This is a genomic window from Skermanella aerolata KACC 11604, assembly GCF_000936425.1.
Classification (GTDB): Bacteria; Pseudomonadota; Alphaproteobacteria; order Azospirillales; family Azospirillaceae; genus Skermanella; species Skermanella aerolata.
Map to the genome: position 1 here is coordinate 67,786 of NZ_AVFK01000032.1, position 12,996 is coordinate 80,781.

Sequence of the window (12,996 nt, forward strand, 5' to 3'; positions counted from 1 at the left end):
GTCCCATCCTTGCTGAAATTGATTTGCCGGTGCCGGGGTATCGGTCAGTCGGCGCGTACCTTGACGCCGTTGACCTGTCCGAGGACGTCGAAAAGGTGAGGAACGTACTTGTCGCCATGCCCGAGATTGGCGGCGAGCAGATAGGTCTGGTGGACGGCCTGGGCCGCGAAGGCCGTCGTCGGCGCCGACTCCGCAAGGCGGGTGTAGGAACGCATGTCCTTGACCGCATTGCGCAGGGTGAACTTCTGCCCGGAATCGTCGCCGTCCAGGACGAAGGGGACGACCCGGTCGTAGGTTCGGCTGTGGGCGCCGCTGAGGCGGCACAGATCGGCGAAGGCGCGCAGGTCCAGACCGACCTTGGCGGCGGTGCAGAAAGCCTCCGCGAGCAGCACGGTCGTACCCTGGGCGATGAAGTTGTGTATCAGCTTGGCCTTGTAGCCGGAGCCGAGCGGACCGACGTGGTGGATGGTTTCGGAATAGGTCTCCAGCACCGGGCGCACCCGGTCCAGAACCGCCTCGTTCCCGCCGGCCAGCACGTTGAGCCGGCCTTCGGCCGCTTCCTTGGGCGTGCGGTTGACGGGAGCGTCCATGAAGAGCCCGCCCCGCGCGCGGATCGCTTCGTCCGCCTCGGCGGCGAAATCGGGGTCTCCCGTGCTGCTGTCGATGACGATCAGTCCGTCATGCACGCCTTCCAGGATGCCGTTCTCCCGGAAGAGCGCGTCGCGCACCTGAGGCGTGCCCGTAACGCAGACTATCACCACATCCGATCCGCGAGCCAGATCCGCGGCACTGGCGGCCTCGACGGCGCCCTCCGCCAGGAGCACCTCGACCGGCTGGCGGTTGCGGTGCGCCAGAACGGTAACCGGAAAACCCTTGCGGAGGATGTTCGTCGCCATGGCGGCGCCCATCAGTCCGAGGCCGATGAAGCCTACCCGCGTCGTCTGGCTCATGAGAGCACTTCCTTTTCAAGAGGCGTTTCCGCCGGGAACCGCCGCACCGGCGCCAGTGTCACGCGTTTCTTCTCCTCGAAGCGAGGGGCGGAATTGCCGGAAACCTCGGGATGTCCGGGCCAGCGGATATAGCCGGCGTCGAGCTGGGACAGGTCGGAGCACCCGAGGAGGCCGACGACCCGGTCGACCTCGGTCTTCAGCAGGTTGATCGCATGGGCGACCCCGGCTTCCCCGCCGGCCGCCAGACCATAGGTGGTCGCACGTCCGAGCAGCACCGCGTCGGCTCCCAGCGCACGGGCCTTCACGATATCGGAACCGCGCCGGAAGCCGCCGTCCAGCATCACGGTCAACCGGCCGCCGACCGCGGCAGCCACTTCGGGAAGGATCTCCATGGAGGAGACGGCCCCGTCCAGCTGCCGGCCGCCGTGGTTGGACAGCACGATGCCGTCGGCGCCCGTATTCACGGCTGTTACGGCATCCTCGGCGCACATGACGCCCTTCACGATCAGCTTGCCCGGCCAGATATCGCGAAGCCACCGGATATCCGACCAGTTGAGCGAGGGATCGAGTTCCTTGGATATCGCCGACGCCGCACCCTGGACGCTGTCCTGGCCGGGCGGCAGCATGTCGCCGAGATTGGCGAAACGCGGCACGCCATGCGGCACGAGCACGTCGAAGATCCAGCGGGGATGAAGCATCACGTCGATCGTATTGCGCAGGTCCAGCTTCAGCGGCCGGGCATAGTTGCGCCGGTCCCATTCGCGGTTGCCGAAGATCGCGCTGTCCGTCGTCACCACCAGCGCCTCGACGCCGACGGCCTTCATCCTGTCCACCAGACGTGCCGCGTAGTCGCGCGTTCGGTACAGGTAGAGTTGCATCCAGACGCGCCCTCCCGCCCTTCGGACCACGTCCTCCAGCCGCATCGTGGAGGCGTTGCTGAGGATATACGGGATACCGGCGAACGCCGCGGCACGGGCGAGCGCCAGATCGCCTTCCCGGGTCAGCAGGCCGCTGAAGCCGGTAGGGCCGATCATGAAGGGAGCGGCGGACGGCTTGCCGAACAGATCGATCGCCTGACTGCGCGCGGAAACGTCGACCAGTGTGCGCGGTACGAAACCGATTTCCTCGAACACCGAACGGTTGCGCTTCAGCGTGACCTCGTCGTCCGATCCGCCTTCCACATACTCGAAGCAGAAGTTGGGGACACGGCGGCGGGCCACTTCCCGCAGTTCGTCGATGCTATGGGCCCGCCTGTAGTCCGTGCCCTTGTAAAGCCGCCGTTTCATCTCGCTCTCTGATTACCCGCCCGGTGCCGTCGTCCCTGTCGAACGCCATGAAACCCTTACTTGCCGTCGCGCACCTTCTGGATTTCGGCCTGCACTTCCGCGACGAGATCGGGGCCGATGCTCTGGGTGTACTTGTCGGTCACCGGCTTGACCTTCTGGCGCATGCGATCGATCTCCTCGACCGAAAGCTCGGTGATCTGCATGCCTTCGCCGCGAAGGGTCTGCATGGACTTCTCGTTCGCCTCGCGCGAGACCTTGCGTTCGTAAAGGCCGGCTTCGGTCGCGGCTTCCTGGACGATGCGGCGCTCGTCCTCGGTAAGCTTGTCCCAGATCTTCTTACTGAAGATGGCGACCAGCGGATTGTAGACGTGGCCGGTGGTGGCGGCATACTTCTGTACTTCGTAGAACTTGCTGGTTTCGATCGATGCGAAGGGATTTTCCTGACCGTCGACCGTGCCAGTTTCCAGCGCGGTGTAGAGTTCCGGGAACGGCAGTGGCACCGGATTGGCGCCGAGGGCGGAGAACGTGTCGATGAAGATCGGGATCTGGATCACGCGGACCTTGAGGCCGCTGATGTCTTCCATCCTGTTGATCGGGCGCCGGGCGTTGGTGATGTTCCGGAAGCCATGGTCCCAGTACCCCAGGCCGATCAGTCCCTTGTCCGTCAGCATGCCGAGGAGCCTGGTACCGACCGGCCCGTCCATCACCGCGTCGACTTCACGGTAGCTGGTGAACATGAACGGCAAGTCGAAGACCGAGAATTCCTTGATCAATCCGGTCAACAGGCCGGGGCTGACCAGCGTCATCTCGACCACGCCGCCCTGTAGCGAGGAAATAACCTGGGCGTCACCACCCAGCGAGCCGCCGCCGAAGGCCTTCGCCTTCATCTTGCCGCCGCTTTTCTGTTCCAGCAGTTCGCCGAATTTCTTCGCGCCGATACCATGCGGATGATCGATGTTCTGGACGAAAGCGACTTTGAAGTTGTGTGACTTGACGTCCTGCGCCAGAGCCGTTCCGGTTGCGAACATCGATCCGGCGAGAAAGAGGCTGGCCAGAGCAGTCTTAATGGTCATGTTCATCAGGCGTTTCCTCGTAGAAGCGTTCGTTTTTGGATCAACAAGTCAGTATCGGCCATATCTGCTTGTCATTTTTTGGTATTTTTGCTCGGACGAGCGGTCGACTGGAAGTATCAACAAAAGAAAAATTAGGTGCTTTGCTTATAGTAATAAAGCACAAGTGCTTTCATAGGCACTGGAAGTAAGTGTTTCTGAGGCGCTTTGAAGATTTTATTTTCTTTTTTCGTGCAAAACGACAGCATAGCAGATGCACATCCACTTTCTGGTCGGTTGGCGGAGAGGTCTGTCATGTAATTCGTTTGGAACGTATTCACCACTCCCTGCAAGCGTGGAAGACCTTTAACACCATTGGCTTTTGTGCGCAATAGCCATTTTTCAGGAACGCGGATTTGGGCCATTCAGGCCCGTTCCAGGTCGTCCAGGGCTTCGGGAGAAGCATCGGGGGGTACGCGGCACCGCAATGGTCGGCGCCGCGCACCCCCTCGGGTCGGAAGTATCGGCGCAAACCCGCGCCGAACAACCGGCATCAATTGCCAGCGCGCACCTTGGCGATTTCGGCATTGACCTCTTGCACGAGATCCTGGTCGAGGTCCTTGGTGTACCTGTCGATTACCGGCTTGATCTTCTCCTTGATACGTTCGACCTCCGCCGGGGAAACGTCATTGACGGCGACGCCCGCCTGTTTGATCGCTTCCAGCGACTTGACGGTCTGTTCCCGCGATACCTGCCGCTGATAAACGGCAGCCTCGTAGGCGGCTTCCTGGATGGCGGACTTCTCATCCTGTGAGAAGCGGTCCCAGGTCTTCTTCCCGATCAGCACGGATTGGGGATTGAACACGTGCCTCGTCAAGGAAACGTACTTCTGAACCTCGTGGATCTTCGAATAGTAAATCGTGTTGATCGGGTTCTCCTGCCCATCGACGACCTTCTGTTCGAGCGCCGGATACAGCTCCGGGAAGGGCAAGGGAACGGGATTGACGCCCAGTTCCTTGAAGATGTCGATGAACAGGGGAAGCTGAAGAACCCGGAGCCTGAGACCCTGAAAATCCTCCAGCTTGGCGACCGGATGGCGGCTGTTCGTCACTTGACGGAAGCCGTTCTCGAAGTAGCTGAGGCCGATCAGGCCCTTGCTCGAAAGCAACTCGTGCAGCTTCTTCCCGGCCGGGCCATCCACAACGGCGTCGGCTTCTTTTTCACTGTTGAAAAGATAGGGAAAATCAAGGATCGCCGTGTTCTTGTCGATGCCGGCCAGGACGCCGGTATTGAGGACCGTCAGGTCCAAGGTGCCGCCCTGAAGGGCCGAGACCGTCTGGAGATCGCCTCCCAGCGTGCCGCCGGGGAACAATTTGACCGTGATCTTGCTGCCGCTCTTCTGCTTGACGAGGTCGCTGAACTTCGCGAGTCCCAGCCCGACGGGGTGGTCGGCGGTATTCTGGAACGCGAACCGCAAGGTGCGCTCCTTGAAGTCCTGGGCCTGTGCTCCTGCCGTTGCGAACAGGAGTCCGATGCCGATCCCGAACGCTCGGATGTTCTTCTTGCTCAGTATCTTCTTGTTCATGGTCGTTTCCTCACTTTCATCTTGATTGAGCCGTCGGCGTCCCGGCATGTCGCGCCGCCAGCAGGGTCTGGGCCGCTTCGCGCAGACGGCGGAGATGGGCAAGCGGCGACGTCCCCGTGCCCGGCGGCATCGGGACCTCGACCGCGAAAGCGACGGTCTTCGGCAAGCCAGCGACGAGTTCGGCGATAGGCAATCCGCCATCTCCGGGAGCCAGACGATGGTTCCGGGCCTCGTCGATGATCCGATCGGTCGGTGGCGCCTCCGCCGGCGCGTCGCATAGCTGGACGCTGCGGATGAGCCAAGGATCAAGCACCGCCACATCCTCGGCCGAACCGCCCGAGCGGAAGAGATGAAGGGCATCCAGCAGGACGGCACCGTTGGGGCTTCCTGCACGCCTCACGACTTCCACCGCCTGCGTCAGGGAGCCCACTTGCCTCCAGCGCATGAATTCCAGGTCGACGGCAAGTCCGAACCTGCCGGCGAGTTCGCATATCTCGGCGAACCGAGCCGTCAGCCGCGCGGAATCTGGATCGTCGCCGGAGACGTTGACGCGTTGCGCCCCCAGATCGGCGGCCGTCTCGAACAAGGGTTCGCACCGTGCCACGTCGATATCGGGGGTAAGTGGAATGAACTCGACGTCGTATACAGCGACGCCGGTATCTTTCATCCGCCGAAGCGTTTCCCTCAACGCCGCCGTTCCCCTGTCCAACGGATAGCTGATGGCGCCCGGCGCGGCCGGGTTCAGACGCAACCCCACCGCCTGGTATCCGGCCTCGCCCGCGATGGACACAAGGTCCGGGGGAGCCATGTCGAGAGCGGAGAGGTGGGATAGAGACAACGGCAGTCCAGTCGCGGGCAGTTCTGTCATGGAAATATCCTGATGGGCGCCATCCGGGGACGCTGCTCAATACGTCGCGCGTCCGCCGCTCAGATCGAAGACGAAGCCAGTCGTGAAGCTGCATTCGGGTCCGGCTATCCAGGCGACCATCGCCGCGATCTCGGGGATCTGAAGGAAGCGGCCCATCGGGATCTTGGCCTTGCTCGCGGCGATATGCTCCGGCGTCATCTCGCGCAGCAGGTCCGTCTCGGCCATGGCGGGTGCGATGCAGTTCGCCAGGACGCCATCGGCGGCCAGTTCCTTGGCAAGCGATTTCGTGAACGCTATGACGCCGCCCTTGGCGGCGGAGTAGGCCGAGATGTACTGGACACCGTCCTTCCCCGCCATCGATGCGACGTTGACGATGCGCCCGTAGCCACGCTGCCGCATATGCGGGACGGCGGCCCGGCAGCAATGGAACACGCCGTTCAGGTTGATCGCGATAACGCGGTCCCAGGCATCGGGAGGATACTCCCAGGCAGCGACGACGGGGCCATTGATACCGGCATTGTTCACCAGAATCTCGATCGATCCGGCAGCCTCTACCGCCTCGGAAAACGCCTTTTCCACGGCAAGACGATCGGAAACATCGACGACCTGGGTCAACACGGGCTCGAAGCCGGCCTTCCTCCGGTCGAATTGCGAGAAGTCCACATCCCACAGGATGACCCGGCACCCCTCCTCGGCAAGCCGCTGCGCGATGCCAAGGCCGATGCCGCGCGCCGCTCCCGTCACGATAGCCGCTTGCCCTCTGATGTTCCCTGCCATTTACGTCGTTCCCGATCAACTACCATACAGTACCTCAGTAGAAATGAGCCGGAACGACCTGTCTGTCAATCTATCTTTTGCGACTATGTTTTGCATTGGCAGCGCCTGGAATGTAACTTCTTGTAAATATTGATGCAGATCAAGTCATGATTGTATGGCAGTTGGGAACAGGTGCTGCCTTGCAACCGCTTATGCGGCTTTTGGGAACGGCGGCAATGTGCTAAACTCTGAATGCTAGGATACAGAAACGGACGGAAGCCGAATGCGCCCCTTGGAGCTACATCGCAAGCCGTCACTGGCCGTCGTCGTAGCCGAAAAAATTCGGGATGCCATCGTCAGCGGCGAACTTGGGCTGGGCGAGGCTGTATCCGAGGACAAGCTTGCGGTTACGCTCGGCGTAAGCAGGACCCCGGTCCGCGAAGCCTTGACCTCGCTGCAACTCCAGGGCCTCATCAACATTCAGCCGCAACGCGGCAGCTTCGTCTTCCAACCGACCGAAAGCGATGTCACCGAGCTGTGCGAATTCCGGGTCATGACTGAAACGCGCGCGATGTGGCTGGCCCATACGCGCGACCGGAAGCAGACGCTCCACCAGTTGCAGGAGGCGGCGGATGCCATGGAAGCCGCCGTGGCTGCCGGTGACGACCAAGCGTCCGCCAAGGCCGATGCGTCGTTCCACGACGCTTTCTTCGCCAACTGCGGAAACCAGTTTCTCGTACAGGCTTATGGCCTGATCTCGGGGCGCATCAGCGCCATCCGCGTTCTCCTGCTCCATCCGACGGCGATCCGCAGCCGATCCATCGAAGAGCATCGGGAAATCGTGGACGCCTTCGGCGCTTCGAATTTGATCCGGGCCGAGGCCGTGCTTGGGGCGCACATCATGAAAATGCGCGTCGGATACGGCGAGGCCACGCGGATGGGACTGGTCAAGGGAACAGCCGCCCAGAGGCATGGCAGCTGACCGGTCCGGGGGAGGATTGCCTGTTCACCATTCAGGCGCTCGGGCTTGGCCAAGATCCAGAAAGGCCGGAACCGGCGCTGCACGTTTCGGAAGTGCCCTCGCCTGCCCCGACTTTCCCCAGGACGGTTCTGTCCGGTTATTCCGTCATGTCCGCGAGGGCGAGCAAGGTGGTAAGCGCCATGCCGAGTTGCCGAACGCTTCCGCTCTTCTCGACATCCAGAAATTCATCGAGCGAGTGCTGGCGGTCGCCGATCCCCGAGGCGATGGTAACCGTGGGAATGCCCATGCTGATCGGCACGTTCGCATCCGTGCTTGCCGAGACCAGTTTGGGTGTCCATCCATGGGCGGCGACGGCGGCCACGGCTACCCCGACGATCGGCTGGTCCTCGCTTGTCTTGCCGGATGGCCTGTCGCCCACGAGTTCGGTCACGGCCGTGATCGATCCGCTCTTCGTCGAGCGGGTGGCATTCTCGGCCTCGGCCGCCTTGCTCACGATGTCCAGGAAGCGCTTTTCCAAAGCGCCGAGATCCTCGGGTGAAGCCGATCGCATATCAACCAGCATCCAGGCTTCGGTAGGGATCGAGTTGACGGATGTACCGCCGCCGATCACGCCGACACTGTGGGTCGTGCCCTTGGGCACCTCGATCCCGGCAAGTCCCTGCATGGCGGCACCAAGGGGATACATCGGGTTGACGGTCCCGAATGCCCGGTAGCTATGGCCTCCCGGCCCCTTGTAGCGCACCTCGTAACGCTTGCTCCCGGCAGCCGTATTCATCACTTGGTCCGGATAGAGCCCGTCAAACGTGATGAACGTCTTGATCTGGTCCTTGTACTGTCCCTGGCGAAGCAGGTACTTGACCCCGCGAAGATCTCCCAGTCCTTCTTCGCCGACGCTGCCGACGATGAGGATGTCGTGCCGATGTTTGATGCCGGCCGCATCCATGGCCCGCGTCATGGCGAGGATCGCCGCCAATCCGCGGCTGTTGTCGGCGATGCCGGGCGCGTTGATCTTCGTACCGTCGCGTTTCGGCGTGAGGTCGGTATCCATGTCGAACACGGTGTCGAGATGGGAAACGATCGCAACCATCTCGCCGTTGCCCGTCCCCTTGCGGACGGCCAAGACGTTACCTTCCGGGTCGATCGAGACATCCGCGAGACCCTGAGCCCGCAGCATGCCGGCGAACGCTTCCGCCTTGCGCTGCTCCTGCCTGAGGGGAGCCGGGATCTGCTGAAGCTTCAGGTTTTCCTCGACGATCCGGTCATGCCCACTGTCGAACGACGCCATCGCCTGCCGATAGCCGGCACTTGCCATGACGCGTTCGACCGCAGGATGCTTCGGCTGCTGGGCTTGCTGCGCGCTGGCTTCGGACGAGATGGCGCCCAGGGAAGTCAGAAGGGCCAAGGTGATGAAGGCTGTCGAGCCTCGGGACATTGCGTTCTCCCACGCGGTGAGGTGCCGATCCTGTGCAACACGCGCGAGCGGCGGATGTCCCGAACGACAGGTCCCCGGGTATCCGGACGCCGAGGTCGCGGCAGGCCCGATAGGCGCCATGAGTCATGACGTTGTCCGCCGTGAAGATCGCGGTCGGCGGCGGATCGAGCCTCAACGCCGCCAGCGTCTGTTGGTCCGCCAGCCTAAGGTCGTTCTCGTGTCCTTCGGCGACAAGACTAAGTGTCGAGGCCTTCGGGTATCTTCCACCCCCATTCCCGATACGCTTCGATGATCACCCGCGACATGACGGCCAGCTCGGGCGACCGGTCGTTGACACGGCGGCTCATGATGATCGGCGACGTGATGGTCTGCTCGACGAGTTCGCGGTAGACCACGTCGTCCCGGCGCAGCCGCTGCACCGATGTCGGCACGATGCAGATGCCGACTTCGGCCGCGACGAGCCCGATTGCCGTCTGCAACTCGCGGGCCTCATGGGCGATGTTCGGCTCCAGACCCCGGTCGCGGAAGATCGAGATCACTTGGTCCGCATAGCTTGGGCGCGGCACCCGCGGGTACAGGATCAGCGGTTCGCCCGCCAGTTCGGTGAAGCTCAGCGGCCCCTCCCGCTCGAGAAGCGCGTGGCTCAGCGGCAGGGCGACCACAAGCCGTTCCTCGCGCAGGACGTCACGGCGCACCGCCGGATCGTCAAGGCGTATGCGGCCGAACCCGACATCGATCCGTCCGTCCTTCAAGGCCGCGATCTGCTCCAGGCTGACCATCTCGACGAGGCTGACATCGAGCCCCGGCGTTTCCGCGCGGAAACGCCGGATCAGGTTCGGCAGGGCCGCGTAGATGGTCGAGGCGACGAACCCGATGACGAAGCGCGGCCGCTCCGCTTCGCGAAAGCGCTTCATCATGGTGCGCAGGTCGTCGAAGCGTTCCAGGACCTGGGCCGCGTGCTCGTATAGCAGGCGGCCGGCTTCGGTGAGGCGAAGAGGGCGGCTGTCCCGGTCGAGCAGCACTATACCCAACTCCTCCTCGAGTTGCTGAATCTGACGGCTCAGCGGCGGCTGAGCGATGTGCAGCTTCTCGGCGGCCCTGGTGAAGTTCCGCTCCTGGGCGACGGTGACGAAGTAGCGGAGGTGGCGAATCTCCATTCCATACCTCCAGGGTATCGTATCAGACAAACTTGGTATTTTTCTTTTCCATATACAAGGATTAACTATTGCTCACCAGGGAGATCAAGGAACAACAGAGTGATGTTACAAATCAATAACATAGAAACTTTTCTGGTCGATCTTCCGACCATCAGGCCTCATGTACTCTCGATGGCGACGATGTATCGCCAGACCATCGTGATCGTTCGCATCCATTGCTCGGACGGTATCGTCGGTATCGGTGAAGGCACCACGATCGGCGGCCTGAGCTACGGCGACGAGAGCCCAGAAAGCATCAAGCTCGCGATCGACACATACTTCGAACCCATCCTCAAGATCAGCGATCCCTCCCGGATCGGCCAGACCATGGCCAGGATCGGCCGCGTCGTCGTCGGCAACCATTTCGCCAAGTCGGCGGTGGAAACTGCCCTGCTCGACGCCATGGGCAAGCGCGTCGGCCTGCCGGTCTCCGAACTGCTGGGCGGTCGCCACAGGGATGAGCTGCCGGTTGCCTGGACGCTGGCCAGCGGCGACACCGCCAAGGACATTGAAGAGGCGGAACGGGTGCTGGGCCTACGCCGGCACAATATCTTCAAGCTGAAGATCGGCAAGCGCGCCGTGGCCGACGATGTCGCCCATGTGGCATCGATCAAGAAGGCGCTCGGGGATAAGGCCAGCGTGCGGGTCGATGTCAATCAGGCCTGGGACGAGGCCGGCGCTTCACGCGGTTTGGCGATGCTTGAAGCGGCCGGGGTGGATCTGGTCGAGCAGCCGATCGCCAAGGCGAACCGCTCCGGACTGGCGCGGCTGGCAGCCCGGTTCATCATCCCGATCATGGCCGACGAGGCCCTGCACGGGCCGGATGACGCCTTCGACCTCGCCAGCCAGGCAGCGGCCGACGTGTTCGCGGTCAAGATCGCGCAGTCCGGCGGGTTACAGGCGGCAGGCCGTGTCGGCGCCATCGCGGATGCCGCCGGCATCGGTCTCTACGGCGGCACGATGCTTGAGGCCGGCGTCGGCACGATCGCCTCGGCGCATCTCTTCGCGACATTCCCCCAGCTTGCCTGGGGCACCGAACTCTTCGGTCCGCTGCTCCTGACCGAGGAAATCCTGACGGAGCCGCTCGGCTACGGCGATTTCGTCCTGAAGGTACCGGACAAGCCCGGCCTTGGCGTCGAGCTGGACCCGGACCGCATCGACTTCTTCCGCCGCGACCGCGATCGCACACGGACGCACAGCTTTCCGGCTAAAGCCCGGATCTGACAAGGGTAGATGACAATGTTGTTCCAAGTCGAAATGGAAGTCCGCCTGCCGCACGACATGGCGCCCAACGCCGCCGACGAACTGAAAAGCGTCGAGCGCGAACGCGCGCAGCAGTTGATGCGCGACGGCAAGTGGCGCCACCTTTGGCGCGTCGTCGGTCACTACTCGAACACCAGCATCTTCGATGTGGCGAGCCATGACGAGTTGCACGCGATCCTGACGTCGCTGCCGCTCTTCCCCTTCATGACAATGAAGGTTACGTCCCTCTGCCGCCATCCCTCATCGATCCGCGACGACGACGCCTGAAGTCACATCCGGCCAACAACTCAACAATTCAAATCCAAGGGAGAGAAACAATGCAAAAAGAACAGATCAAGCAGCTCGTCGACCGCATCACCGGCACCCAGATCAAGGAGCCCAACCAGCGGGTCAAGGCGATCGTCGATCGCATGCTGCTGGACCTTTTCAACGTCATCGATGACTTCGACGTCCAGCCGGAGGAGTTCTGGACGGCGCTGAGCTACCTGACCGAGCTTGGTCAGCGTAACGAATATTCGCTGCTTTCTGCTGGTCTCGGCATCGATCATTACTTCGATGTCAGGCTCGACGAGAAGGAAGCCCAGGTTGGAATCGAGCCGGGCAGCACGCCGCGCACCATCGAAGGACCGCTCTACGTAGCCGGAGCGCCGGTCTGCCAGGGCGAAGCCCGGCTGGACGACGGTACCGACCAAGGCGAGATCCTGTTCATGGACGGCCAGGTAACCGACACACAGGGACGGCCGGTCGCCGGCGCACTGGTCGAGGTCTGGCACGCCAATACGCTCGGCAACTACTCCTACTTCGACAAGTCCCAGAGCGATTTCAACCTGCGGCGCTCGATCGTCACCGACGCCGAGGGGCGCTACCGCTTCCGCAGCATCATGCCGTCCGGTTACGGCTGCCCGCCCGACGGTCCGACCCAGAAGCTGCTCGATCAGCTCGGCCGCCACGGCCAGCGCCCGGCGCATATCCACTTCTTCGTGTCGGCCCCCGGCTTCCGGACGCTCACGACGCAGATCAACATCCAGGGCGACAAGTACATCTACGAAGACTTCGCGTTTGCTACCCGTGATGAATTGATCCCCGATGTGACGCACCACACCGACCAGTCAGCGATCCGCGACAAGGGCGTGGATGGTCCGTTCGCCACGATCACCTTCGACTTCGCGCTGCCGCATGCGGTCGAAGGCGTGCCCTGCACCCTGATCGATCGCCCTCGGGCCGCCGCCTGATCCTTTGCGACCACCCCTCTCGCTTTCGGCGAGAGGGGGCGAGACCTGACAAAATCAACGGAGGAAACACCATGGATACGCATCTCATGGAACGGCTCGACGCGTCCCTGGAATCGGCCATCGTCGACGACAAGGAAAACGGCCTTTACCGCTGCCGCCGCGATATCTTCACCGACCCCGAGCTGTTCGAGCTGGAGATGAAGCATATCTTCGAGGGCAACTGGATTTACTTGGCCCACGACAGCCAGATCCCCAACAAGAACGACTATTTCACGACCTATATGGGGCGGCAGCCGATCTTCATCGCCCGCAACAAGAACAACGAACTGAATGCCTTCATCAACGCATGCAGCCATCGCGGCGCCATGCTGTGCCGCCACAAGCGGGCCAACAAGGC

14 protein-coding genes and 1 pseudogene are annotated in these 12,996 nt (G+C 62.4%); 5 read left to right on the forward strand and 10 right to left on the reverse strand.

Annotated elements, in window-relative coordinates:
• Positions 1-44: 44 nt before the first annotated feature.
• The 7 genes from N826_RS28665 to N826_RS28690 form a co-directional block, all read right to left on the reverse strand.
• Entirely contained in the window at positions 45-950 is a 906-nt protein-coding gene (locus N826_RS28665; protein ID WP_044434492.1) for an NAD(P)-dependent oxidoreductase, read from the reverse strand.
• Positions 947-2,236 carry an alpha-hydroxy acid oxidase gene (locus tag N826_RS28670; RefSeq protein WP_044434494.1) on the reverse strand — a complete coding sequence of 430 codons (1,290 nt, stop codon included), beginning with the start codon at positions 2,234-2,236 and terminating at the stop codon, positions 947-949. Before N826_RS28670 ends, N826_RS28665 begins: the two co-directional genes overlap by 4 nt.
• Positions 2,237-2,292: 56 nt before the next feature.
• Complete coding sequence (locus N826_RS28675) at positions 2,293-3,315, reverse strand: TRAP transporter substrate-binding protein (protein WP_044434497.1); 1,023 nt, start codon at positions 3,313-3,315, stop codon at positions 2,293-2,295.
• A gap of 125 nt (positions 3,316-3,440) precedes the next feature.
• Entirely contained in the window at positions 3,441-3,710 is a 270-nt protein-coding gene (locus N826_RS43440) for a hypothetical protein (protein WP_147040652.1), read from the reverse strand.
• A 128-nt stretch (positions 3,711-3,838) separates the two neighbouring features.
• Positions 3,839-4,870, reverse strand: a complete 1,032-nt coding sequence (locus N826_RS28680; protein WP_044434499.1) for a TRAP transporter substrate-binding protein — start codon at positions 4,868-4,870, stop codon at positions 3,839-3,841.
• A 16-nt stretch (positions 4,871-4,886) separates the two neighbouring features.
• Entirely contained in the window at positions 4,887-5,738 is an 852-nt protein-coding gene (locus tag N826_RS28685) for a sugar phosphate isomerase/epimerase family protein (protein ID WP_044434501.1), read from the reverse strand.
• Positions 5,739-5,774: 36 nt separating this feature from the next.
• Entirely contained in the window at positions 5,775-6,515 is a 741-nt protein-coding gene (locus tag N826_RS28690; RefSeq protein ID WP_044434502.1) for an SDR family NAD(P)-dependent oxidoreductase, read from the reverse strand.
• Positions 6,516-6,777: 262 nt separating this feature from the next.
• Here N826_RS28690 and N826_RS28695 point away from each other — a divergent pair, with 262 nt between their 5' ends.
• Positions 6,778-7,476 (forward strand): GntR family transcriptional regulator, encoded by a 699-nt coding sequence (locus N826_RS28695; protein WP_044434505.1) that lies wholly within the window; start codon positions 6,778-6,780, stop codon positions 7,474-7,476.
• 136 nt (positions 7,477-7,612) lie between these two features.
• Here N826_RS28695 and N826_RS28700 read toward each other — a convergent pair whose 3' ends face one another.
• The 3 genes and pseudogenes from N826_RS28700 to N826_RS28705 all read right to left on the reverse strand — a co-directional run bounded on the left by N826_RS28700 (position 7,613) and on the right by N826_RS28705 (position 10,065).
• The gene (locus N826_RS28700) at positions 7,613-8,908 is read right to left on the reverse strand and encodes a M20/M25/M40 family metallo-hydrolase (RefSeq protein WP_044434507.1); all 1,296 of its coding nucleotides are present in this window, start codon (positions 8,906-8,908) and stop codon (positions 7,613-7,615) included.
• A 76-nt stretch (positions 8,909-8,984) separates the two neighbouring features.
• A pseudogene (locus tag N826_RS46015) lies at positions 8,985-9,188 on the reverse strand (hypothetical protein); the annotation flags it as partial.
• Positions 9,145-10,065 carry a LysR family transcriptional regulator gene (locus tag N826_RS28705; protein ID WP_044434509.1) on the reverse strand — a complete coding sequence of 307 codons (921 nt, stop codon included), beginning with the start codon at positions 10,063-10,065 and terminating at the stop codon, positions 9,145-9,147. The pseudogene N826_RS46015 and the gene N826_RS28705, both read right to left, overlap by 44 nt.
• 102 nt (positions 10,066-10,167) lie before the next feature.
• On the opposite strand from N826_RS28705, the gene N826_RS28710 reads away from it, so the two are divergent.
• From N826_RS28710 to N826_RS28725, 4 genes are all read left to right on the forward strand, one after another.
• On the forward strand, positions 10,168-11,328 hold the full coding sequence (locus N826_RS28710; RefSeq protein WP_044434511.1) for a muconate/chloromuconate family cycloisomerase: 1,161 nt from the start codon (positions 10,168-10,170) through the stop codon (positions 11,326-11,328).
• Positions 11,329-11,337: 9 nt separating this feature from the next.
• The gene (gene catC, locus N826_RS28715; protein ID WP_373866635.1) at positions 11,338-11,634 is read left to right on the forward strand and encodes a muconolactone Delta-isomerase; all 297 of its coding nucleotides are present in this window, start codon (positions 11,338-11,340) and stop codon (positions 11,632-11,634) included.
• A 50-nt stretch (positions 11,635-11,684) separates the two neighbouring features.
• Complete coding sequence (gene catA / locus N826_RS28720; RefSeq protein WP_044434514.1) at positions 11,685-12,599, forward strand: catechol 1,2-dioxygenase; 915 nt, start codon at positions 11,685-11,687, stop codon at positions 12,597-12,599.
• A 71-nt stretch (positions 12,600-12,670) separates the two neighbouring features.
• Positions 12,671-12,996: Rieske 2Fe-2S domain-containing protein (locus N826_RS28725; protein WP_044434516.1), on the forward strand; the 326-nt coding region annotated here is incomplete at its 3' end.